We start from the raw sequence: 22,539 nt of genomic DNA, 5'->3' as shown, positions 1-22,539 counted from the left end.
CTCCATTCGTATATGGTATAGATATAACCGATTTAGCTCCTTTTGAATGGCGTTTCCCCAGTGAAGTGGAATATAGGGTGAGGAGTAACCTTTTCTCTCTATCGTGCGTTTAGTAAAAAAAGGAAAATACTCATTTGCCATGTACGATTTCTAGTTATTACGGATGTGAGGGGGATTACGATGCATACCCGGTTATATGTACACCTGTTATTATGTTGTGTATGTTGGCTGTTCATTACAAGCTGTTCAGAACAGGAGGGGAAGGACCAGATGGAATCCAGTACCAATCAGGAATTATCTGCTGATGAACGGAATGCACTTCTGAAGCAAATCGAGCCGAAACAAATTGCGGCGATGAACAGATTGGGATTGCAGCTGATCAGAGAGCTTGGAGCGCAGGAGGCACCCAGTGAGAAGAATCTGCTGATCTCTCCTTACAGTATCGCAGCAGCTATGGGTATGGCATACCTTGGCAGTGAGGGAGAAACAAGGCGGGAAATGGCAGAAGCGCTGGGTTGGTCGGAATGGGATGATAGGCAGTTAAACACGACGGATGCCGCGCTGCATCAATTGTTAATGCATCCAGGCTCTGGAATAGAGATGGGGATTGCCAATGCGGTGTGGATTAAGAATGGAGTCACGGTAGAAGATGCGTATAAAGCTAACCTGCAGCAAACATTTGAAGCCGAAATCGAGTCATTACATACACAACCCGAACTGGCCAAAGATGAAATTAATCATTGGGTGGAAGAGCATACTCGTGGCATGATCCCTCAATTGTTGCAGGAATCACCTGCAGGGGAAACGCTCATGATACTGGTGAATGCCATAGCATTTGACGGTAACTGGACGGATGAATTTGAACCTGAGCATACAAAAGATGGCGATTTCCGGCTTGCAAACGGAAGCAAGGTGTCTGTACCGATGATGCATCAGTCCAAGCAATTCCATTACACGGAAAATGAGGAATGGCAGGCCATTCGGCTTCCCTATGGGAATGAACAAATGTATATGCTGATTGTATTGCCACGGGACGGTCATACGTTGGAAGAAACCCAGCAGCAGCTGGAGGATCATCCCCAAAAGCTGAATGAACAATCTGACTTCAGATTGGTAGACTTGTCTCTGCCCCGTTTTCGAGCCGAGTATGGAGTTCATTTAAAAGAAGCCATGCAGCAGCTTGGGATAGAGAAGGCCTTTGACCCGTATACTGCTGATTTTACAAAAATGATCCCGCGTGGACCGGACTGGCAGGCCTATATTGACCAAATTATCCACCGAGCTGTGATGGAAGTGAGTGAGCAAGGAACCGTAGCGGCTGCCTCTACACTCTTGGAGATGAGAGCCGGGAGTGCTCCACCCACGGATCGTGTCAAGATGGAGGTTAATCGTCCATTTATGGTTGCTGTGGTGGATAATTCAACTGGAGCATGGGTTTTCGCTGGAGCCATCCAGCAACCTGAACAGGTCGCTTCCCACTGACATCTTAGTAAGTAAAAGTATTGGCTCTTTCGTTACTGCTTCAACCTTGACGGCTAAAGGGTAAACAAGCATTAGAATGGAGGAAGAGAGCGATGGCATTTAACAAAGCACTGTTAATTCATCACAATCATGCCGGAAAAGCGAATCGTGCGGATGCTGTAGGTACTGCAGCCGGAGTACTTGCGCCTGCTGTTCGTGAGCTTGTTATTGTACGCACCGACGAACCCGGAGAGGGGGAAGCCTTATGCCGGGATCGCGGGGAACAGTTCGATGTCGTTTTTATTTTGGGTGGGGACGGTACGGTACATGAATGCGTGAATGGACTGGCGAGTCTACAGAACCCGCCGCTGATTGGGATTTTGCCTGGGGGGACCTGTAATGATTTTGCACGTTCTCTCGGATTGTCACCGGATGTGGAGGTTGCCGCACGTCAGCTGCTTGAGGGTCATGCTGTTTCGATTGATATTGGGCAGGCCAATGATCGGGTATTTACGAACTTTTTTGGCATTGGATTAATCAGTGATACATCGCAGAATATTAACTCCAACCTGAAGGGTACGCTGGGTAAGCTGAGCTACTTCATCAGCACATTGCAGACCATTAGTAACACCGAGCCTTTTCATTACCGGATGGAGGCAGACGGCAAAACAATGGAAGGGGAAGCCGTCATGATCTACGCGGCGAACGGACGGTTTCTTGGAACGAATTCACTTCCATTTGCCCCAGATGCACTGCAGGATGGCGAACTGGATATCCTCATTATCCATGAGACGGGCATTCCGCTGCTGCGAGAGATCCTGTCGCACAAACCGGAGGGAGAGTGGCAGCCTCAGAATGAAAGTATCAGTTACTTCAAGGCGTCAACCCTGCTGCTGGAGACGGATGCTCCGATGCCCGTTGATACGGATGGCGAATTGTACATGAAGACACCCGCCGAGCTGTCGGTGCTGGCGGGTCATCTGACTTTTTTGACCGGAGATGTGTACTAAGCACTTCTCTGGTTCTTTTTTTATATCAATTACCCTTGCCGCGCAGGGCCTGTCATCTGACCTGCGGCATGCCGTTCACGGAATTCATGCTCCAACATACTCATGAGAATGGCATCATGATATTGGTGGTTGTAGTACAGTGCATCTCTGCGGATACCTTCCTGCTGGAAGCCAAGCCTCTCATAGGTACGAACGGCTCGCTCATTGAAGGCATATACCTCAAGCTCGATTCGGTGCAGGTTGCAAATGCCAAAGCCGTAATCAAGCATCAACAGCAATGCTTCGCTGCCGTAGCCCTTGCCTTGGTGCTCCGCACGATCGATTCCTATTCGCAGGTGTGCACTGCGGTTCTTGGCGTGCATGTCCATGAGGACAACCTCGCCGATGAGCTGATCATTTTCCTGTAAGGCGATGAGCAGCATGAGCCGGGAGTCGTCCTGACCTGCGTTCTCGACAAAGCGTTCCACTTGTGTACGGGTAAAGCTGTTCTGTGTTCCTGTAAGTTTTCGCATCTCAGGGTCAAACAGACCTGGAAAGTAGTCATCGACATCCGTCGTCTCAAACGGACGAAGATAGATGCGTTCTGTCTCCAGCAGACGGGGAACACGTGGGGATGATGTTGGTTGGGACATTCGTGATACCTCCTAAAAAGTCAAACATCTGGGGCATGACAAGTGGTCTGTCACTATCAATGCTAATGTACTAATCGTCACTGGATACGGACATGAGTATATCTCGTTAAATTATACTTCACTTTCGCTGAACGGCCCCATCCAGAAATAAGGAAACCAGCTCATGAGCCAAGTCTTCAATGCTTCCATGCATGCTGCGCACATCCTCCCGGTTCGCGAGCATGAGCAGGGAGGTGAATGCTTGGGCGAGCAGCATAGGGTTCGCAGAGCGGAAATAACCGCTGTCCATCTCCCGTTTGAAATGTGTGGCGAGAACATCGAAGATCTGAGTCTCGGCTTCACGGATCTGCGCAAGCTGGTCGGCACTCAGATAGGACTCGGCTTCACGCATCATGGTTTCCGTGTCCACATGGGACTGCTGCATTTTGGCTGCAGCAACACTCTCCAGCCGCTGCTGCAAGGAGCCGGGCTCTTCCAAACGAAGTGCAGTCTGCTGCCTGCCCATATCCATCATACGCGTTATGGCGACAGTGAAGAGCTCCGGTTTGCTGGAAAAGTGATAATAGATGGACGCCTTAGTCACATGGCATAGTGAGGCAATCTGCTGAAGAGAGACCGGTTCATAACCATATTCCATAAATAACTGCGAAGCAGTCATTAATATCTTGGACTGGACTGATGTCTGATCGGTACCTGCTTTGGGTCTTCCTGGTGACCGGGAAGGTTTGGTCTTTTTAGTCATGCGGCATACCTCTTTACATAAAAAATTATCTTGGCATAAAGTGTTCAAAAAATTAGTATTGCAAAATTAACCTTACGGTATATATAATTAATTCGATTATACTATGACCCGTGGTTCATTTCTACAATTTATATACAAGACGGTTTCATAGAAACAGAACAGGAGATGAAGAAACGATGCAAGAAGGATCGGGCTATGGCCGCTGGGTTGCGGGCAAACGAACCAAATGGATTACACTGTTAGTATGGATTATTATTGCGGTTGTACTCGGTGTGGTATGGCCAGCCGTAGGCGAGCGCGAAACGAATAACGCACAAGACCTGAGTGATTCCAAACCGTCCGTACAGGCAGCAGCGATTGCCCAGCGGGAGTTTCCAGGTGGGGAAGGCCTCCCTGCATTAATTGTATGGCATCAAGCTGGCGGGTTGACGGATCAGCAGATCGAACAGATTCAGGCGCTAACCGAGCGGCTGGATCAGGATCCGGTAGAGCAGCAGCAAGCGGTTGTGCCGTTGTACCAATTGCCACCGCAGGCCATTCAAGGCCAGCTGTCGGAAGACGGAAGTACGCTGGTTATGCCGCTTTTCTTCAATGAAGGCGCAGACTCTGAACAGCTAAAGGAAGGCATCGAGGCAGTTGAACAGAAAACGGAGGACATTTTTGGTTCCAATCCGTTCGACGTAGCCATTGATGATGCCAATGCATTAAGCGCACGGGTCACTGGACCGGTTGGTATATCCATCGATGCGAGCGGGCTTTTCTCATCGGCCGACGTATCCCTGTTGATCGCAACAGTGATTCTCGTTTTGGTACTGCTGCTGTTGATCTATCGTTCTCCGGTACTGGCGATCATCCCCATTATTGCGGTTGGTTTCGCGTACATGGTCACAAGTCCGATTCTTGGATTCATGGCAGATCAGGGCTGGATTACGGTTGATGCACAGTCCATTTCCATCATGACCGTATTATTGTTCGGAGCAGGTACGGATTACTGCCTGTTCATGATCTCCAGATTCCGTCAGATTCTCTATCATGAACCGGACAAAAAGAAGGCGTTGTTCCAGGCCATCACCGGATCATCCGGTGCGATCGCCATGAGTGGATTCACAGTCGTTGCAGCCCTGCTCGTGCTGCTGCTGGCTGAGTACGGTGCATATCACCGTTTTGCTGTTCCATTCAGTTTGTCCATTTTCATCATGTTTATTGCCAGCTTGACGCTGGTTCCGGCACTACTTGCCATCTTCGGGCGGGGATCATTCTACCCGTTCGTACCGCGTACGCACGAGATGGAAGTGGAGCGTGCCAAGAAAAAAGGCAAACCGGCTCCTGCTCCGCGCAAAATCAAGGAAAGCTGGATTGGTCGCACAGTTATCACCAAACCATGGACTGTACTGGCCATTACGCTGGTACTGCTCGGTGGACTGGCTGCCTTCTCCAGCCAGATCAAATTTACGTATGACCTTCTGTCTTCCTTCCCGGAAGACGTACCTTCACGTGAAGGATTTACAGTCATTGGGGAACAGTTTTCCGAAGGCGAATTGGCCCCAGCCAAGGTCATTATAGATTCAGAGGGCAAGGAAACCGATCTGAAGCAGCGTCTCGAAGCATTGGATTATGTAAGCAAGGTGGGTGAAGCTCAGCAGGGTGCGGAGAATGCCAACATCACCGCCTATGATGTCGAGTTTAAATTGAATCCGTACTCCATGGAGGCCATGCAGCATATTCCGGATTTGCGGGCGACGGCTGAGCAGGCATTAACTGACGCAGGAATTACCAGTGTGGACAGTCACGTCTGGATTGATGGCCAAACTGCAGAGCAGTACGACATCGAAGTGACCGGAGAGCGGGATGCGAGTATCATTATCCCTGTTGTCATCGGCATGATTACATTGCTGCTTTTGTTATACTTGCGTTCAGTAGTAGCGACGGCATATCTGATCGCCACAGTGGTGCTCTCCTATTTCTCGGCCCTTGGTCTCGGATGGCTTATCATCCATTATGGCTTGGGTGCAGATGCCATTCAGGGTGCGATTCCGCTGTATTCATTCGTATTCCTGGTAGCACTCGGTGAGGACTATAACATCTTCATGATCTCAAGTATCTGGCAGAAACGCAAAACGATGCCTTTACGCCAAGCGATCAAGGAAGGTGTAGGCGAGACAGGTTCTGTTATTACTTCTGCAGGTCTGATTCTCGCAGGTACGTTTGCTGTACTCGCAACACTGCCTATTCAGGTATTGGTGCAGTTCGGAATTATTACGGCAGCGGGTGTGCTGCTCGATACATTCCTTGTCCGTCCATTCATGGTACCGGCCATTACAACCTTGTTGGGCAAATGGGCATTCTGGCCAGGCAAATACAAGCCTGTCGCCGAGGAAGCAAGAGAGAAGCAAACGTCCTCCATGTAATTTGAAGTCCGAATTCAGACAGGATGGATCCATGCACCCTCGATGAGCACGCATGGACTTTAGAAGATGCGGGCAGTGCGAACAACAGCACTGTCCGCATCTTTATGCCAACTCTGAGGGGATGGTTTACGTATAAGAGGGTTTTGGGACATAATAGAGGGAACGTTGGTCCAGGGGCTGACGGATGAAAGTACATCAATGGGACAACCAGGGGAAGGATGAAAGTAAGTAATGACGAACCAACTTAATGTGTATTTTAACCATGACGGCGGCGTGGATGACCTCGTATCGCTGTTCATGCTTCTGCAGATGGATAATGTAAAAGTTACAGGTGTATCGGTCATTCCGGCAGACGGATATTTGGAGCCAGCGACCGATGCCAGCCGTAAAATTATTGATCGCTTCGGTACGTATTCCGTCGAAGTATCGAAATCTAACTCCAGAGGAAAAAATCCGTTTCCAGCAGCGTGGAGATTGCACTCCTTTTATGTAGATGCACTGCCTATACTGAACGAATCTGGCAAAATGGAAGCGCCTTTGTCAGCTGTTCCGGCTCACCAGCACCTGATTGAGAAGGTTCGTAACACAGAAGGCAAAACACTTCTTTTGTTCACGGGCCCACTGACAGACCTCGCACGTGCACTTGACGAAGCACCAGATATTGAAGAGAAAATCGACAAGCTGGTCTGGATGGGCGGTACGTTTGAAAAAGGAAACGTGGAAGAGCCTGAGCATGACGGCACAGCGGAATGGAACGTATTCTGGGATCCGGAAGCGGCTTACCGTGTATGGGAAAGTGGCATCCAGATCGACCTGGTTGCACTGGAGAGCACGAACAAAGTACCTCTTACACCTGCTGTGCGTAATCGCTGGGCAGCCGAGCGCCGCTTCGAAGGTGTGGACTTCCTCGGAAACTGTTACGCAGGCTGCCCGCCACTGGTGTACAGTGAAACGAATTCCACATATTATCTGTGGGACGTGCTGACAACAGCTTCCGTTGGTCGCGAAGATATCGTGAAGAAGAAAACCGTGAATTGCATCGTAATTCCAGATGGTCCTAGCCAAGGCCGTACGGTAGAGCAAGCCGACGGACGTCCAGTGCAGCTGGTATACGATACGGATCCGGATGCATTCTTTACTTATATGACCGATCTGGGTAAAAAGGCTGCTCCGCAGCGCTACTAATCCAGACAACCACAAAGTTTTCTTCTACTACTAGAAGATCATAAATAAGCCGCAGGCAGAGCGCCCAGGATTTCTCCCGGGGTTCTGCCGTGCGGCTTTTTGTTATTTTGAGTCACACAAACATAGCTGCGCGTCAAAGCGTTCTCCGTGAATCCAGGATTCGACGGATAATGGAGCATCAACGATTACATCGTTCCGCCACCTTGGCGAATGGAAGGAGGAATTTTCTCTGGTCCCTGGTTAATATACCGGTTAATAAATGTACCGACTTTGGCATCGTCGAAGGTGTCCAGCTTCATCGTTTTGGTCCAGGCCGTCACGACGACTTCACTGCCCTCTGGAATATCCTTGTTTGGTACAGCCAGTATGCCGGCCCCTGCCTCACGGAACTTGGTCAGATATTTCAGATGCTCCTTCAGGTCGTCGCTGGCATCCTCACGATAGTAGATGATGATATCGCCATGCTCCAGATTGTGAACAAGATAAGGATATCCCGGGAAATCGGTGTAAAAGCCAAACTTGATGTCATGTGGGTTATGAGGCCCTGAAGTGGGAATGGTCATGTCGTAATCAATAGGGTCTTCCGTATGTTCTGCACCATAGTAACGATCTTCCGTTACTTCAATGTTGGCGTTAGCGTTAAGATCAGCCACGTCATATTTGTCGAATGCACCTTGCGTGAAGAACAGAATAAGGATAATGACAGAGACGCCGAGCAATGTGTGTGCAGCCAGCCGGATGGACCGGCTTTTCTTTTTGATGGTGGCTCGTTCATCCTTCTTCATATGACTTAGTACTTTCCCCTGTGTACGCGACGCTAGGATATAAGCTGCGATGGAGAGCAGCAGCAGGACTGCTCCTACAATGAGCCAGACATAGGATGTTCCTGCCTCGTGGTTCATTTGCATATGATTCATATCGTGATTCATCGATAGATCCTCTTCTTTCTTTTCTAAAATGGAAATAGCCTTTAATAACACTACATCATGTAGTGTTTAACTGCGCCGAGAATCCTTCTTCAAGGAAACAGTGAAGTTCCCGGTACGTAAATTCAAACATAAGGTTTGCACTACACATTATAGTGTATCGAACATGCCAGTGCAATCCTGGATCGGGAAACGAAAAAAGACTCTTCTGATTTGAACCAGAGGAGTCTCTTCGTAGATGGAATTTTGAAATGAAAATCGGACTACAGACGACCGAATGGTGACAGCATCATGCCCAGAATTCCAAGAATGGAGCCTGCGAGCAAACGGTACAAAATGTAGAGCAAAACAACGTTGGCAATAAGGACAGTATACATGCTGTCGATGGCTGACTTCGTACGATTGAGCGGATGTTGGAACAGCACCGCATTCATGCCTGCAAAAACAATGACATACGAAACAACCAGCAGGAAGATCGCGATCGGATATGAAATAAAGATAAACAAGTTCGCGAGCACAAGTGCTGCAACAGACGGAACAAGTAGGGTACCATACTGTGCTACCAGCGTTTTCGGACGAAACGTGATTTTCTCGATTTTCAGTACAGCGTAGATCAGTACTACAGCCACAAGCAGGATGATCGCGGTAAACAGCAGCGGGCGGATGAATCCAGCTACGAATAAACCACTCATATCTAACCGGCCGAAGGTAAGTAAAAAGTATGTAGAGGACAGGATTGCAATGAGAGTCATCGTAATTAATCCATTCAGCGCATGTTGATCACCGACGGTTTTCATCGTTTGGTAAGGACGGGCTAGGACGCTAAGAAAATAGGATATGTACTGTTTGCTGACTTCTTTGGCTTGCTGCACCTTCTCATTTTGCATGACATTGTTCCACTGATTGGCGTCACCTGCAGACGAGTGGTTATTCGGGCCGGAATTGTCATACGTCTGGTCATGAGGTGTTGGAGCAGAAGGTGTACGGGATGGAACGGATTGAGAAGGTGCTGCTTGCGTACTGGACCAACGTGTATATTCCGATTCGGCAGCAGCAGCTGATTCGTGGTCACGGGGAGTGGTAGAAGAAGATGGGGACTGAGTCAGATCTGTACCACACCTCTCGCAGTAATGTGCATTTCCATTTTCATGATTACATACCGGGCATTTCATAACAGGGGCCTCCAATTTCATATATGAAGTAATATAGACATTTTGTCTCATTTTAACGTTTGGTGCCGAAGTTTGTCTATGTTTACAGCGTAATTAATAACCGTAATTTCCCAAATGAAACAAACGGTGTATCAAAAATGATTTTCCAAGCAACAATATTATAGGAAGTCATCAGGTAGAGAGTTTTCGTTTACAGTGGAATTGGCATATGAATTTCGGTGTTTTTTTGGTCATCGTTCGCTTTTATGTGTTATTTGCATGTTAAGTATATCTTTTGGGTTGCCTCCTACCTCATATTTATGTATAATCAAACGTGTTAACACGTCGAATGTACGGTAGTAAATGATGAAGGTGAATTCATGGAACTGCTGGACAGTAATGAAAGCAAGAAAAAGATGTGCCAGTATTACAACGAAATTTCGAAGGAACTATTCGGCTTCGGTACCACTCTCCTGAGAGTGACCGTGGATCAGAATATTGTGACCTTCTTTGCCAAGCACCGACGTTCGCCACGCTCTGACGCCCTGGAAGGGGAGGCCCCCGGCTTGAAGCTGGAAGTGGACTTCCGCATGTCTGTCTTATATAAGAAGAAATTCCGGGAGAAGCTCGAGCAGCACATGGGTTTGCCAATTGAAGCTGTACTAAGGGATTACGATGCGTCCACACAGTGGGCCATTACGAATATCATTCTGGAACAGGCATAACGTGGATCGACTGGTTCGATTCGGGTCATGCGCGCGTTTCGATTATATCGTCCCCAACAATTTCATATAATGGCGTCTAGTCTTCGGATTGATTCTGAAGCAGAAACCAATGATGTACCGGCAGCGGGTGTCGCTTTCCTTTGTTTACGAAGAAAAGTGTTCTTGTTCTTACAAGAATGCTTTTCTTTTTGTTTTTTTTATACACATCACACATTTCAGGAGGAATTCAGGATCATGATGAAAAAGTGGGTTAGCGGTTTGGCAGCAGTGGCAATGACATCGGTATTACTTGCAGGTTGCGGCAGCAGCACAGATGATGCGACAGGTGGATCAGGCAGCGAGGGAACAGCAGCGAACAAACTGGTGATTTCCACGTGGGGCTTCTCCGAAGATTTCTTCAATGAAGAAGTATTTGGTCCATTCGAAAAAGAACATAATGTGGACATCGTGCTTGAAGTCGGCAACAACGCTGAGCGTCTGAACAAAATCCGTCAAGGTACATCGAATGTCGATGTCATTTACCTCTCCGACTACTATGCACAACAAGGTATCGATGAAGGTCTGTTTGAGAAAATCGATCGTTCCAAAATTCCGAATGTTAATGATATTTACGATATTGCCAAAGCACCACTTGGCGAAGACTATGGCCCGGCTTACACCGTTGGACAGCTCGGGATTGCCTACAATCCTGACCTCGTCTCCAAAGAAGTGACTTCATGGAGTGATCTGTGGGATCCGGCATTTGAGAATAACCTGACGATCCCGAATATTACAGCAACAGCAGGCCCAATGGTCGTGGATGCAGCTTCCCGCGTAGCAGGAAACGATACATTTAATGAAGATGCGGCATTTACGAAACTGAAAGAATTGAGCGGCAATGTTGTTAAATTCTACAGCCAAACGTCCGAGTTCGTGAACATGTTCTCGCAAGAAGAGATTGCAGGCGGACCGATCATGGAAATGTATTTCAAGGACCTGAAAGCAGCTGTGCCCAATGCGAAGTTTGTTGCACCTAGCGAAGGCGCATATGCAGTCATGAATACAATCAACGTGGTGAAAGGCAGCAAAAACAAAGAACTCGCCGAAGAGTTCATTAACTGGCAGCTGAGCCAGGATGTACAAGCGAAGTCTGCCAAAGCCAAAGTGGATTCACCGGTAAACACCAAGGTTGAATTGACTGCAGAAGAAGCAGAAGGCGTGACGTATGGCGCTGACGTGGTTGAGAAGCTGAACAAGCTGGATATGGAATTCGTGAACCAACAAGCCAAAGCTTGGACGGATCGTTGGAACCGTGAAATTGCACAATAAGAAACATTGGATAGAGCTAGATAAGAACGACAGATAGCGACTTATCAGAATGAATAACCTTTGCAGCAAGCACGATGAATGGTAAGGAGTGGAGAACGTATGAGTGAGGCGTTACAACGTATCATCCTGGATGTAGATACGGGTATTGATGATGCGCTGGCCATTTTGCTGGCCGTCAAGAGCCGGAAGCTGGACATTCTCGGCATTACCACAGTCTGCGGGAACGTATCGCTCCAGCAGGCAACGGATAATACATGCAAGATTCTTGAACTGGCAGATGCGACTGATATTCCGGTGATGGCTGGAGCGGCTAGTCCGCTCACCCGACAATCACATTATGAACATCGGGTACATGGACAGGATGGGTTGGGCGGAGCACTGCCTGATCCGGCCGTGTCCAAGCAAGCGGAAGAGGGTTTTGCGCCGGACTATATTATAGAGCAAGCCAAGCTGTATCCCGGTGAACTCACGCTGATTATGACTGCGCCATTAACCAACCTGGCACTTGCCCTGCTGAAGTGTCCAGAACTGCCTTCTTTATTGAAGGAAGTGATCTTCATGGGTGGCGTTGTTCGCGGACATGGCAATATTACACCGACGGCAGAGTACAATACGTACGCTGATCCGGAAGCTGCACGTATTGTTCTGCATGCAGGCATTGAGAAGCTTACGCAGGTTGGCCTGGATGTTACGCGTCAAACGCTGCTGAATGAAGCTACAATCGAACGTCTCACAGATCCTGTGCTGCGCGCGTACGTGGCTCAGAGCACAGAGATTTACATCAACCGTTACGAACAGATGAACGGCATCCGGGCTTGCGCTCTGCATGACCCGCTGGCAGTGGGCGTTGCCCTTGCACCCGAACTGGTAGGACGCAAATCGTATTACGTGGATGTCGAAACGGCCAGCCGTTTGTGCGATGGCCAGATGGTGTGCGACTTCCAAAACCGTTTGGGCCAGCCGCCTAACACCTTAGTCTGTGAAACGGTGGACGCGGAAGCGTTCCTTGAACTTTTTATTAACGCATTAAATGCGTAGCTATGATCTTTACGAAATTTGGGTTCAGTCTAAAAATCAGTCCCTACGTATTTCGCTGCTAGTGGAGGGGACGAAATCGATTCTGTAGAAGCGAAGCGTTCGCCTTTATCCTTGGATTTTTCCTTCATAAGAAGGAGATCAAGAAAATCCAAGGATAACAGCGATCGGAAGAACGATTCGGACCGGAACGGTTGGTGCGATCAACGTAAAGCACTATTTTTGAAATGTGCCTAAATGGGACGTAGGAATAAAACCATTTTATAAGTCAGGAGTACCGCGATGAAGAAATCAGTAATCTACTGGCTATTGCTGCCGGGGTTCGTGTTTTTGGCGGCATTTATGATCATTCCGATTGTCCTGACGATCGGATCAACGTTTTTCCAGGAAAACTCCTTCACATTTGAAGGATACATGCATTTTTTCAGAGACCCTTACTTTTTGAAAATATTGCTTACGACGCTGCAGGTCAGCGTGGTCACCACCCTTGTCTGTGTGGTGCTCGGATTCCCGACAGCTTATTATATTTCGCAAAAAGCGCCGCGCCGCAAAGGTATCCTGCTGGCACTGGCCATTTTCCCATTGCTGACAAGCCCGGTTGTACGCTCGTTTAGCTGGATGATCATTCTTGGACGCAAAGGTCTGATCAATAATGCACTGGTTGGCCTGGGCATCGTGGATAAACCGCTGGATATCCTGTACACGCCGGCAGCCATGATGATTGGTCTGACTCACCTGTTCCTGCCACTCATGATCATCTCTCTAGTCGGTGTGCTTGAGAACATCGACAATGACCTGATCAAAGCGGCACAAAGTCTGGGAGCTTCCCGTATCACGGCATTCCGCCGTGTCGTATTCCCGCTGGCTGTGCCAGGACTTGTGATCGGAGCCGTGCTTGTATTCGTCGGAAGCCTTACGGCGTATACGACACCGGCGCTTCTTGGAGGCAAGCAGCGTGTTATCGCCACGTTCCTGTATCAAAACGCCATGACCCTTAACGACTGGTATCTGGCCTCGGTCGTTGCCGCAATTATGATTGTCATCACGTTTGTCGTGGTCGGTGTCATGAACAAAATGGCCAAAACTTTAAATCCGAAGGGGTAGACACATATGCGGGAGAAACATATCGGGCTGGGCCTGTTCAGTCTGCTGGTCTTTATCTTTCTGCTGGGCCCGCTTCTGATCATATCGGTCACTTCGTTTGAACCGGGAACGGTACTCAAATTTCCGCCGGAAGGCTTCTCCTTCCGTTGGTACGAAAATATTTTCAACACAGGCGGTTTCCTCCGCACGTTCCAGACGTCCATCATCATTTCCCTGCTGGGGAACCTGCTGGCGCTGCTTCTCGGAGTACCGGCTGCCTATGCACTCAGTCGTTACGATTTCAAAGGCAAGTCATTGCTGAACGCTCTGTTCCTGTCCCCGGTACTCATTCCGGGAATCGTGCTTGGTTTTACATTGATGAAATATCTGATCGTGATCTACCATCTGCCGATGTATTTGGGTCTGCTGATCGGTCATACGATTATCATGCTTCCATTTATCATTCGTGTCATTGCTTCCAGTCTTTCGAGCTTTGACTTTGCCGTGGAAGAAGCTGCACTGAGTCTTGGTGCGGGGCGGGTAAGAACGTTCTTCCAGATCGTGCTGCCTAACATTCGTTCGGGGATTCTGGCGGCCGTGCTGATTGCCTTCCTGGAGTCGTTCAACAACGTGGATATCTCCGTGTTCATGACCGGGCCAGGGGTAAGTACACTGCCGATTCAGATGCTGACGTATGTTGAAAACTATTTTGACCCAACAATTGCAGCCATTTCCGTGCTGCTAATGGTACTGACCGGACTTTTAATGTTCGTGATCGAACGGATCATGGGCGGATTTTCATACTTTACTAAACGTTAATTGGAGGCGCAGAACGCTATGGCATTGCTGACATTGGATCGCGTATCGGTGGCTTACGATAACCAGACGATCCTGAAGGATTTTCAATTGGAGCTGGAAAAAGGTAAGCTGCTCTCCCTGCTCGGACCGAGCGGTTGCGGCAAAACAACTACGCTGCGCCTCATCGCCGGATTCCTGGAAGCAACACAGGGCAAGTTTATGTTCGGCGGCAAGGACTATACGAAGGTTCCGGTAAACAAGCGGAACTTCGGATTTGTATTTCAGAGTTATGCGCTATTCCCGCATCTGTCTGTCTATGACAATGTGGCCTTCGGCCTGCGGATGCGCAAGGTGAAAGACAAGGATATCTCTGCACGCGTTATGCGTATTCTGGAAGTGGTGAACCTGAACGGCTTCGAGAAGCGTTTTCCGCAGGAACTGTCCGGTGGACAGCGTCAGCGGGTGGCGATTGCCCGCGCACTCGTAATCGAACCGGATTTGCTGCTGTTTGACGAACCGCTCAGTAACCTGGATGCCAACCTGCGACTGAACATGCGGGTGGAGATTCGCCGGATTCAACAGGAGCTTGGTATTACAACGCTGTATGTCTCCCATGACCAGGAAGAATGTTTCTCGATCTCGGATCAGGTAGCCATCATGAACAAGGGCGTTGTCGAGCAGCTCGATCGCCCGGAGACCATTTTCAAATATCCGGCAACGGAATTTGTAGCCCAATTTATTGGATTCCACAACTTTATTGAGTTTGCTGAACGCAGTGATGCAGGAGATCAGATCTCGCTAAAAGCGGGAGGTCGTTTGTTTACAGCGACAGCCCATCCTGGAACGGCACGTCCCGGCGCTCGAAAAGGCGCAATCCGCCCGGACGATCTGATCGTCAGTGGGGATACGTCAGCGGATCTGGCCAATGCTTTGCCAGGTATAGTGAAGGTGAGTACGTATCTCGGACGCAGCTATCAATATGTGATTGAGACCGAACTCGGTGATTTTACGGCAAACCAGGAGATGGAGACACCGTACCTCAGCGGGCAGCGTGTTAGCCTGATTTTCCCGCAGGACAAGCTTGTCCTCGTTGAATAGCAGCAATATTCGTGAATAGCAGCAGGAAGCAGAAGCAGCAAAGGCAGCATGCTGCATGATTGGATATGCAGCATGCTCAAAAGAAGGAGATTATGCCCCATGCGTGCAGATCAACTGATTGTGAATGTAAATGTGTATAACAGTTATTATAAACGCTTTGAATTGAATAACGTCGCTGTACTTGACGGCAGATTCATGTATGTCGGACCCGGTGGTCCTGAGCTGATTCAGGCAGATGAAGTGATCGATGCGCGGGGAAGATACATGATTCCTGGCCTGATCGATATTCACCTGCACATTGAGAGTACCATGGTGACGCCGGCTACCTTTTCCCATGGCCTGATCCGCTGCGGAGTAACGTCCATTGTAGCGGAACCGCATGAGATGGCCAACGTGTTCGGACTTGAAGGTGTGCAGGAGATGATGGCTGCGAGTCGTGAGACCATGGTCAACATGTTTTATGCCATCCCGAGCTCCGTTCCGGCAACGCCAATGGAAACAACGGGCGGATCTATTGAGATCAAAGATATGGATGTACTTCTAGCAACCGGAGAGATCATCTGTCTGGGCGAAATCATGAACTACGTGGATGTCATCCGTGACCCGGAATGCAAGACCAACCAGATTCTTCAGCATATTCGCCAAAATTATCCGGATCTCGTGATCGAAGGTCATACACCGAAATTGCTAGGGCTGGATCTGCACCGACTGATCTATGCAGGTGTGGACTCGGATCATACTCATCAGAGCATAGAAGGACTGCAGGCGCGGATTTCAGCAGGCATGTTCATTGAGATCCAGGAGAAATCGATGACCCCTGAGGTTATGGATTACCTGATTCAGCATGATGTGGCCCAGCATTTCTGTTTCGTAACGGATGACGTTATGCCGGACTCCCTCGTGGAACGAGGTCATCTGGATCATATTGTGCGTAAGGCCATTCAGATGGGCATGCGTCCGGAAGATGCCATTTACGCAGCAACGTCTACGCCGGCATCCCGAATGAAAATGACGGATCGGGGCAGCATCGCCCCAGGCAAGGTGGCGGATTATGTTCTGATATCCAATCTGGATACATTGGCGATTGATCAAGTGTACAAAAATGGCCGGAAAGCTTATGACGACTACGAACCGTATAAGCAGGAACGGATGACGGGGCAGTTCCCGCCCCATTTCTATAACAGTGTACAATTGGACATGCTGACAGCAGAGGATTTCACGATTTCATTGAGCGATCCCAAAGTAATAGGTACTGCTGATCATGCAGATAAGGCTTCATTCAACTGCCGCGTGATGATGGTGAAAGACGGATCGACCTTCGTGGAAGAACATATTGCAGAGGTTCAGGCAGCGAGTGGCGAACTTCAGTGGGAAGATAGTGGATACGGACAGATTGCTACCTTTGAACGATATGGGGTGAACGGCAATCGGGCACATGGTTTGATCGGTGGAGATACGATTAAACGGGGAGCTATCGCGACGACATATTCACATGATAACCACAACCTTCTGGTCGTTGGTCGCAATCGTGAAGATATGATTCTAGCGGCTAACACGGTCATTTCGAGCCAGGGTGGATTCTGTGTGGTAGAGGATGGCAAAGTGCTGTCTCATCTGGAACTGCCTGTAGGCGGCATTTTGACAGAAGAACCGCTCGCGGTTGTGTCTCATCAAGTGAAGGAATTGCGGGCAGCGATGCTCTCTCTTGGTTATGTTCACTATAACCCGATCATGTCGATCAGCACCCATTCCCTTGCAGTGAGCCCTGCGCTGAAAATTACAGATCACGGTTTGATTGATGTAAATGCAGGCAAGGTTGTACCGTTGGTTGTAGAGTGAATGGATAGTTCTTTCAATTGAAGAACATGAATAGGTAGGTATACTGTAGAAAGAGTGCAGTATATCTACCTTTTTCGCAGTTGGTTTAAGGCGAGATAAACATCAATCTTTCTTTTCACGTTCAATGTTCATTTTTACTGCTTCTTCATTTTTATGAGCATGACTGCGTGGTACACTGACCTTATTGCACACCCTGTCATCGGGATTACGATTAACAGATAGCTGGAAGAGGGTTTGGCATCGTAAGTATAATAGGCGTAAACTAGTACAAATGCAGCAACCACGAAAAGAATGAGATTTAAGACTAAGCTATAGATATTTTGTTGTTTCTTTTCTTTCGGGTATGTGGAGAATGTCATGCAGTTTGGCTGCCTCCTTGCAAATTCGTTAAAAAGTTATTGTATCATTTATTAAAGTTGGTTCCCATAATATTCAAATCGCTTATTAATTTTATAAGTGAAATATAACTCACTTCATTGAAGATAGAGAAGGAGGTCCATTATGTTATCCAAAGACCAACCTCAAAAAGCCATATTTTTTGATGTGGATGATACATTGTATGACCACTTGCAGCCCCTTAGAGGAGCATTGCAGGAGGTTCTTGGTCTAGCCAATGATGTTCCTTATGCCGAGGTTTATCACCGATTCCGCTACTACAGCGACTGGTTGTCCGATCAGGAGGGTCTCTCTGCCGTTCCGGAAGCAGAAGCCGTAGAACGGATGCGCAGACGCAGATTTGAACTTACGATGAAGGAGTTTGGGGTACCCTTGATTGAAGGGCAGGCTGAAGCACTGCAAGCGCAGTATCTGAGCAGACAGTTTCAGATTCAGCCCTTTGATGGTGCTTATGATCTGATGAGGAGCCTTATGGCAGACGGACACTTTGTAGGACTCATCACAAATGGTGAGGGAAGACATCAGAGACGCAAGCTCGAAGCACTGAATGTGTTTGACATCGTCCCGGAGGAGCGAATCTTCATCTCAGGAACCCTCGGGTATGCCAAGCCGGATCGGCAATTGTTTGAACATGTGAATAAACAGACAGGCACGGATACTCGCTCCAGTTATTATGTCGGGGACTCATGGCGTAATGATGTAGTAGGTGCGGTAAACGCCGGATGGAATGTCATCTGGTTCAACCATCGGAATGCTCTGCCAGAATCAAACCATCAGCCCCATCATGTGGCACGTGATTATAATGAAATAACTCGCATTCTTACATCCGAGTTTGTTCTACAATAAAGAGTCATAGTGTTTTAGCAGCCCTGTTTGCCATACTAAGGTAGGTAACAGGGCTATTTGGATTGTGGAAAATGTGAGGATAATCGCTGCACATCAAGTGAATCCGAGGTATAAATGTGGTGTGTAATCTGACAAGCAGCAAGATCTCGCTTCTATTAGAAGATGAAGTGGAACTTCATGGAATCTTCATTTGGAAGAGCAGGCAAAAGCCTTCACAAAGTAGGTAGGCGGTGTTATAATTAAAACAAGATTTAGATTAAGTCTAAATTAAAGAGAGCAACAAATATCAGAAGTCATTCATTGAATTAAAATCACATTATATTGTATTTGAGAGGGGAACCTATCCATGAGCACAATTCAAACAACTAACACTTTTACAAACCACACCGCAGCATTACAAGACGTCCTGAACCGCCAGATTGCAGGCTGGTCTGTATTGTATACGAAACTGCATCATTTCCACTGGTATGTTCAAGGACCCCATTTCTTCACACTGCACGCCAAATTCGAAGAATTGTATAACCTGGCTACTGCGAACATGGATGAAGTCGCTGAACGCTTGCTTGCTATTGGTGGACGTCCGGTAGCTACGATGTCCGAACAGCTTCGTTTGTCTCCAGTTGATGAGGCACAGGGCAAGTTGTCTGCTGAGCGTATGGTAGAGTCGGTGGTTGCTGATCTTCGCACCATGGTAGAAGTGATTGAGCAAGGCATCCATGCAGCTGGAGAAGCAGAGGATAACGCTACGGAAGATATGCTGATTGGATTCACAGCGGCATTGGACAAAGAAATCTGGATGTTAAACGCATTTCTGGGCAAATAAGCTAAGATAACCCGCATCCTGACAACGATATGTAGAGTCCGTGAACAAAGTCCCCGTTCGCTTACAAATCCGGTGTGCTTGCCGTATAATAGTGGCATTCGAGATGTACAGATTGGTGGAATGAATGATGCGGACAGACCTTGATCCATTGCAGGGAGAAGCTGAACGGTTTATATATACATGTTATGAAGAGCTGGGCCATTCGCGAGAAGACGCGGAGGCCCGGCTTATTGCTGTTCATCAGGAGATTGAAGATACGGGCACGTATGTGCATACGACCGAAGAACTGGAGCACGGCTGCAAAATGGCATGGCGGAACAGCAACCGCTGTATCGGACGATTGTTCTGGGACAAGCTGCGGATCGTGGATGCGCGTCATGCAGACACAGCCGGAACTGCTGCGGAGGCCGTGATGAATCACATCCGACTGGCATCCAATGGCGGTAAGATTATCCCGATGATCACGATTCTTCCGCCGAATGGGCCAAGCGGAGCTCCTGTACGGATCTGGAATCACCAGCTTATCCGCTATGCTGGGTACGAGACGGAACAAGGTATCATTGGAGATCCTGCATCCCTGGAACTGACCAAGGCAGCCATGTCACTTGGCTGGCAAGGGGCAGGGGGAGATTATGATGTATTACCGCTCATTATTCAGGCGCAAGGGCAAGCTCCCGAGTGGTATGCTGTACCCCATGAGGACATTATCGAAGTGAACATTGAACACCCCGAGCGAGCTGAAATTGCCGAACTCGGCATGCGTTGGTACGGTGTACCGATGATTGCGGATATGCGGCTTGAGATTGGAGGCATCTCTTATCCGGCTGCGCCGTTTAACGGCTGGTATATGGAGACTGAGATTGGTGCACGTAATCTGGCGGACACCTTCCGCTACAATAAACTGCCTGCAGTGGCGGTAGCACTCGGACTGAACACTTCCAGCGAAACGACGCTATGGAAGGATCGCGCACTCGTTGAATTGAATGTAGCCGTACTGCATTCCTTCAAGAAAGCAGGCGTCAGCATGGTGGATCACCATACGGCAGCGTCGCAATTTGCTTTGTTTGAGCAGCGGGAGGCAAAGGCAGGGCGTGAGCTGACTGGAGACTGGGTTTGGCTGATTCCGCCTGTTTCTCCGGCAACGACGCACATTTTCCACAGCTCCTATCGCAATGAAATCGTGAAGCCGAACTTTTTCCGTCAGGAATCAGCGTATACACTAGATGGAGCACCATCTGGAGCTGAACCAGAGAATGCTGAACAGCAGCATACGGATGTCAATTACCATCGGCCGCAGGCTGGAGATTCATCCCTGAGATGCCCGTTTGCACACTAGATGTGCGAGCGGGTTGTTTTTTTGTCTTTTTTCATCAGCTCAAGGTCTACAAAGTAGGAAAAAGATGAGGAACTTATTTCTCTATATGGGTATGTAAAACTCTCCTATAATGAGTCATGAATTCACATAGGAGGGGATAATCGATGGTTACATTGAAACGCTGCGGGGTATGATTGGCAATGCTCCTGTAATTTTGGTGAGACCGAGTATTCTCATTTTGAATAAGGTTGGTGAAATTCTGTTAGTTCGGCATAGTGATGATACCTGGGGAGTGCCCGGTGGATTCATGGAATATCGTCTCTTTAATAGGAAGAAAATAAAAGGATAAAGACCGCCCACTCATGTGAGCGGTTTTGTACGTTATCCCTGTTTCGCTCTGTACCTGCTCCGCATCACTGCCTGAACGGCAATAGCAGCAGCGATCAGCACCAGATTGAATACAAACACGGCGTAGAGCGAAACGTACTCTACAAGCAGCGCAGCAATCAGAGGAGAAATGATGGACCCGATTTCGGCCGCAGAGACGATTTTGCCAATGACCTCGCTTCTGCCTGCATCAGGGATATGGTCCCCGATATGAGCAAAAAAGGAATCCATGTAACAGGCACCGCCAACCCCGCCAATCAGCATGCCAATGTAAACCCACGTATAAGAAGAGGTGCTTAGAAAAACAACCACTTCAATGCCAATCATCAGCATGCCGAGCATGCAGAGCAGCAGTCGATCACCCATCCTGTCGGATAGATAACCGGCTACGGGTGCAGCAGCGAGCGTGGAGATGCCAGCCACGGTAAAAGCCAGGCTGGTCGCAAATGGGTCCCAATGCATCATATGGGCTGCATAGAGAGCGAAATACGTCAGAAATACCGCATAGGCACTCATTTCGAGGAAATGTACCGTACCGTAACCGATTAACTGCTGTCGCGGGGTTAACCTTGCCCGAGAGCCTGCATGGGTATGATCGGGAGCACTGGATGTTGGAGAAGCAGCAACCGTTTCGTGCACAGCAATATCGTTGATGGTGGTATCCTTAGAAGCCGAAGGGAGGAGTTTATTCTCATGGGCATGAAATATCGGAGTGTCTGAGTCTGTCTCTGAGTCGAGATCTGACATCTGCTTGCGCTCGTCGGTTGTAAACATCTGTTTAGCTTCTGGCGTACTCTTGATCCCCATAGCAGTACCCATGGCTATCAGGCAGCATAGCGTAACGAGCAGAAATGGAACCGATAACGGCCAGTGCAGGGCAAGCCAGCCGCTAATCACCGGCCCAAGCACCATGCCTCCACCTTCACTGCTGCTGATATATCCATTGTACAGACCGCGGTTATCCACATTGCCCCCATCCCCGATGATGGATCGGACAATGACGGTGAGTCCGGTGGAAGCGAGTCCCTGCAGCAGCCGCAGCAAACCAAACAGAAGTGCAGCAGAAGAGACGGCGAAGCCGCCCATACAGACTGCGAGAATGAACAGCATGACGATTAAGGCCCGTTGACCTCCCAATTTGCGGTAGAGTGCCGCAGCCGGAACCCCTCCAATGACTTTTCCGACATAAAAGAGTGCAAAAATAACCCCCATCATCCAGCCGGACAGGCCGAATTCCTCAATAAATAAAGGAAACAGGGGGAGGATCATGAAACCGCCCATCTGACTAAGAAAACAAATGATCATCAGCAAAGGCAGATTACGGCGAATGTCCACGTTCAGACTCCTTTCCTACGAACTCAGGTAAGCCCA

19 protein-coding genes are annotated in these 22,539 nt (G+C 48.6%); 14 read left to right on the top strand and 5 right to left on the bottom strand.

The window, feature by feature from the left end; translation table 11 throughout:
- The first annotated feature begins 270 nt into the window (after positions 1 to 270).
- The gene (locus PIL01S_RS09720; RefSeq protein ID WP_164764203.1) at positions 271 to 1,482 is read left to right on the top strand and encodes a serpin family protein; all 1,212 of its coding nucleotides are present in this window, start codon (positions 271 to 273) and stop codon (positions 1,480 to 1,482) included.
- 92 nt (positions 1,483 to 1,574) lie between these two features.
- Positions 1,575 to 2,471: a diacylglycerol/lipid kinase family protein gene (locus PIL01S_RS09715; protein WP_127537370.1), complete on the top strand. Its 897-nt coding sequence runs from the start codon at positions 1,575 to 1,577 to the stop codon at positions 2,469 to 2,471.
- 29 nt (positions 2,472 to 2,500) lie between these two features.
- On the opposite strand, the gene PIL01S_RS09710 is transcribed toward PIL01S_RS09715, so the two are convergent.
- The gene (locus tag PIL01S_RS09710; protein WP_127537369.1) at positions 2,501 to 3,103 is read right to left on the bottom strand and encodes a GNAT family N-acetyltransferase; all 603 of its coding nucleotides are present in this window, start codon (positions 3,101 to 3,103) and stop codon (positions 2,501 to 2,503) included.
- 118 nt (positions 3,104 to 3,221) lie between these two features.
- Positions 3,222 to 3,845, bottom strand: coding sequence for a TetR/AcrR family transcriptional regulator (locus PIL01S_RS09705; protein WP_127537368.1), 624 nt, complete (start codon positions 3,843 to 3,845; stop codon positions 3,222 to 3,224).
- Positions 3,846 to 4,021: 176 nt separating this feature from the next.
- Between PIL01S_RS09705 and PIL01S_RS09700 the strand changes: the two genes are divergently transcribed.
- Both PIL01S_RS09700 and PIL01S_RS09695 read left to right on the top strand, forming a co-directional pair.
- A complete protein-coding gene (locus PIL01S_RS09700; protein WP_127537367.1) occupies positions 4,022 to 6,253 on the top strand; it encodes an MMPL family transporter in 2,232 nt (743 codons plus the stop codon).
- A gap of 231 nt (positions 6,254 to 6,484) precedes the next feature.
- Positions 6,485 to 7,438 (top strand): nucleoside hydrolase, encoded by a 954-nt coding sequence (locus tag PIL01S_RS09695; protein ID WP_095290977.1) that lies wholly within the window; start codon positions 6,485 to 6,487, stop codon positions 7,436 to 7,438.
- A 185-nt stretch (positions 7,439 to 7,623) separates the two neighbouring features.
- On the opposite strand, the gene PIL01S_RS09690 is transcribed toward PIL01S_RS09695, so the two are convergent.
- Together PIL01S_RS09690 and PIL01S_RS09685 are read right to left on the bottom strand one after the other, a co-directional pair.
- Positions 7,624 to 8,367, bottom strand: coding sequence for a DUF3105 domain-containing protein (locus PIL01S_RS09690; protein ID WP_127537366.1), 744 nt, complete (start codon positions 8,365 to 8,367; stop codon positions 7,624 to 7,626).
- Between the two features lie 260 nt (positions 8,368 to 8,627).
- Positions 8,628 to 9,536: a hypothetical protein gene (locus PIL01S_RS09685; protein WP_127537365.1), complete on the bottom strand. Its 909-nt coding sequence runs from the start codon at positions 9,534 to 9,536 to the stop codon at positions 8,628 to 8,630.
- Positions 9,537 to 9,895: 359 nt separating this feature from the next.
- Between PIL01S_RS09685 and PIL01S_RS09680 the strand changes: the two genes are divergently transcribed.
- The 10 genes from PIL01S_RS09680 (at position 9,896) to PIL01S_RS09635 (ending at position 20,802) form a co-directional block, all read left to right on the top strand.
- Positions 9,896 to 10,240 carry a Na-translocating system protein MpsC family protein gene (locus PIL01S_RS09680; protein WP_095290982.1) on the top strand — a complete coding sequence of 115 codons (345 nt, stop codon included), beginning with the start codon at positions 9,896 to 9,898 and terminating at the stop codon, positions 10,238 to 10,240.
- Positions 10,241 to 10,477: 237 nt separating this feature from the next.
- Positions 10,478 to 11,548: an ABC transporter substrate-binding protein gene (locus tag PIL01S_RS09675; protein WP_095360327.1), complete on the top strand. Its 1,071-nt coding sequence runs from the start codon at positions 10,478 to 10,480 to the stop codon at positions 11,546 to 11,548.
- Between the two features lie 99 nt (positions 11,549 to 11,647).
- The gene (locus PIL01S_RS09670; protein ID WP_127537364.1) at positions 11,648 to 12,586 is read left to right on the top strand and encodes a nucleoside hydrolase; all 939 of its coding nucleotides are present in this window, start codon (positions 11,648 to 11,650) and stop codon (positions 12,584 to 12,586) included.
- A 279-nt stretch (positions 12,587 to 12,865) separates the two neighbouring features.
- Positions 12,866 to 13,687 (top strand): ABC transporter permease, encoded by an 822-nt coding sequence (locus PIL01S_RS09665; protein ID WP_127537363.1) that lies wholly within the window; start codon positions 12,866 to 12,868, stop codon positions 13,685 to 13,687.
- 6 nt (positions 13,688 to 13,693) lie between these two features.
- Positions 13,694 to 14,485 (top strand): ABC transporter permease, encoded by a 792-nt coding sequence (locus PIL01S_RS09660; protein ID WP_127537362.1) that lies wholly within the window; start codon positions 13,694 to 13,696, stop codon positions 14,483 to 14,485.
- 18 nt (positions 14,486 to 14,503) lie between these two features.
- Positions 14,504 to 15,562: an ABC transporter ATP-binding protein gene (locus tag PIL01S_RS09655; RefSeq protein ID WP_095290989.1), complete on the top strand. Its 1,059-nt coding sequence runs from the start codon at positions 14,504 to 14,506 to the stop codon at positions 15,560 to 15,562.
- Positions 15,563 to 15,661: 99 nt separating this feature from the next.
- Positions 15,662 to 17,401 (top strand): adenine deaminase C-terminal domain-containing protein, encoded by a 1,740-nt coding sequence (locus PIL01S_RS09650; RefSeq protein WP_127537361.1) that lies wholly within the window; start codon positions 15,662 to 15,664, stop codon positions 17,399 to 17,401.
- A gap of 501 nt (positions 17,402 to 17,902) precedes the next feature.
- Positions 17,903 to 18,643 (top strand): HAD family hydrolase, encoded by a 741-nt coding sequence (locus tag PIL01S_RS09645; protein ID WP_127537360.1) that lies wholly within the window; start codon positions 17,903 to 17,905, stop codon positions 18,641 to 18,643.
- A 346-nt stretch (positions 18,644 to 18,989) separates the two neighbouring features.
- Positions 18,990 to 19,466: a Dps family protein gene (locus tag PIL01S_RS09640; protein WP_127537359.1), complete on the top strand. Its 477-nt coding sequence runs from the start codon at positions 18,990 to 18,992 to the stop codon at positions 19,464 to 19,466.
- Between the two features lie 127 nt (positions 19,467 to 19,593).
- A complete protein-coding gene (locus PIL01S_RS09635) occupies positions 19,594 to 20,802 on the top strand; it encodes a nitric oxide synthase oxygenase (RefSeq protein ID WP_127537634.1) in 1,209 nt (402 codons plus the stop codon).
- Between the two features lie 360 nt (positions 20,803 to 21,162).
- On the opposite strand, the gene PIL01S_RS09630 is transcribed toward PIL01S_RS09635, so the two are convergent.
- A complete protein-coding gene (locus PIL01S_RS09630) occupies positions 21,163 to 22,503 on the bottom strand; it encodes an MFS transporter (RefSeq protein WP_127537358.1) in 1,341 nt (446 codons plus the stop codon).
- Between the last annotated feature and the right edge of the window lie 36 nt (positions 22,504 to 22,539).

Source organism: Paenibacillus illinoisensis NBRC 15959 (assembly GCF_004000925.1).
GTDB lineage: Bacteria > Bacillota > Bacilli > Paenibacillales > Paenibacillaceae > Paenibacillus > Paenibacillus illinoisensis.
This window is presented reverse-complemented; position numbering and strand designations above follow the sequence as displayed.